The organism is Microbacterium sp., assembly GCF_047971895.1.
Lineage (GTDB): Bacteria > Actinomycetota > Actinomycetes > Actinomycetales > Microbacteriaceae > Microbacterium.
The window spans coordinates 1-1,774 of the sequence record NZ_JBKEAF010000104.1 but is presented as its reverse complement, the minus strand read 5'-3'; the positions used below and the strand labels follow the sequence as shown (position 1 = coordinate 1,774).

Annotated in this window: 1 protein-coding gene; it reads left to right on the top strand. The window is 67.0% G+C overall.

What is annotated here, in order from left to right; genetic code table 11:
- The coding region (gene rpoB / locus ACK5IN_RS08370) for a DNA-directed RNA polymerase subunit beta (protein WP_416895733.1) at positions 1-1,774 on the top strand (1,774 nt) is incomplete at both ends.

The window sequence follows — 1,774 nt, the reverse complement described above, 5'->3', positions numbered from 1 at the left end:
GGGATGACGAGCGAGGAGATCCTCGCCGAGTTCGCCGGGTTCCCGTCGATCGAGGAGACCCTGGCCAAGGACACCATCCTCACCAAGGAAGACGCGCTGCGCGACATCTACCGCAAGCTGCGCCCGGGCGAGCAGGTCGCCGCCGAGGCCGCCCGCGCGCTGCTCGACAACTTCTACTTCAACCCGAAGCGCTACGACCTGGCCAAGGTGGGTCGCTACAAGATCAACCAGAAGCTGGGCCTGGAGGCGTCGCTGACCGACTCGGTGCTCACCGTCGACGACATCGTCGCGACGATCAAGTACCTGGTGCGCCTGCACCGCGGGGACGTCACGTTCGAGGGCCGCCGCGGCGGCAAGGACGTCGAGATCCGCCTCGACACGGACGACATCGACAACTTCGGCAACCGTCGCATCCGCGCGGTCGGCGAGCTGATCCAGAACCAGGTGCGCACCGGGCTGTCGCGCATGGAGCGCGTCGTGCGCGAGCGCATGACGACGCAGGACATCGAGGCGATCACGCCGCAGACCCTGATCAACGTGCGTCCGGTCGTGGCCGCGATCAAGGAGTTCTTCGGCACGTCCCAGCTGTCGCAGTTCATGGATCAGAACAACCCGCTCGCGGGCCTGACCCACAAGCGCCGCCTGTCGGCGCTGGGCCCCGGCGGTCTCTCTCGTGAGCGCGCCGGCGTCGAGGTGCGCGACGTGCACCCGTCGCATTACGGCCGCATGTGCCCGATCGAGACGCCGGAAGGCCCGAACATCGGCCTGATCGGCTCGCTCGCATCGTTCGCGCGCATCAACTCGTTCGGCTTCATCGAGACCCCGTACCGCCGGGTCACCGGCGGCAAGGTCAGCGACGAGATCGACTACCTGACCGCCGCCGAGGAGAACGACTACATCGTCGCGCAGGCCGGTGCCGAGCTCGACGCGAAGGGCGCCTTCGTCGCCGACCGCGTGCTGGCCCGTCGCGGCCAGGGCGGCGAGGTCGACCTGTTTCCCGTCGACGAGATCGGGTACATGGATGTCTCGCCGCGCCAGATGGTGTCGGTCGCCACCTCGCTCATCCCGTTCCTCGAGCACGATGACGCCAACCGCGCCCTCATGGGTGCGAACATGCAGCGTCAGGCGGTGCCGCTGCTGCGTTCGGACTCGCCGTACGTCGGCACCGGCATGGAGGGCTACGCCGCGATCGACGCCGGCGATGTCATCACCGCCGAGAACGCCGGTGTCGTCATCGAGGTCTCCGCCGATGTCGTGTCGGTCCAGCTGGATGACGGTGGCGTGCAGGACTACTATCTGCGCAAGTTCGATCGCTCCAACCAGGGCACCAGCTACAACCAGCGGGTCGTGGTCTCCGCCGGCGAACGCGTCGAGGTGGGCGAGGTCATCGCCGATGGCCCCGCCACCGAGAACGGTGAGCTGGCGCTCGGTAAGAACCTGCTCGTGGCGTTCATGACCTGGGAGGGTCACAACTTCGAGGACGCCATCATCCTCAGCCAGGACCTGGTGAAGGACGACACCCTCTCCTCGATCCACATCGAGGAATACGAGATCGACGCCCGGGACACCAAGCTCGGTAAGGAAGAGATCACCCGCGATCTTCCGAACGTCAGCCCCGACCTGCTGAAGGACCTCGACGAGCGCGGCATCATCCGCATCGGCGCCGAGGTGCGCCCCGGCGACATCCTCGTCGGCAAGGTCACGCCCAAGGGTGAGACCGAGCTTTCCGCCGAGGAACGCCTGCTGCGCGCGATCTTCAACGAGAAGAGCCGCG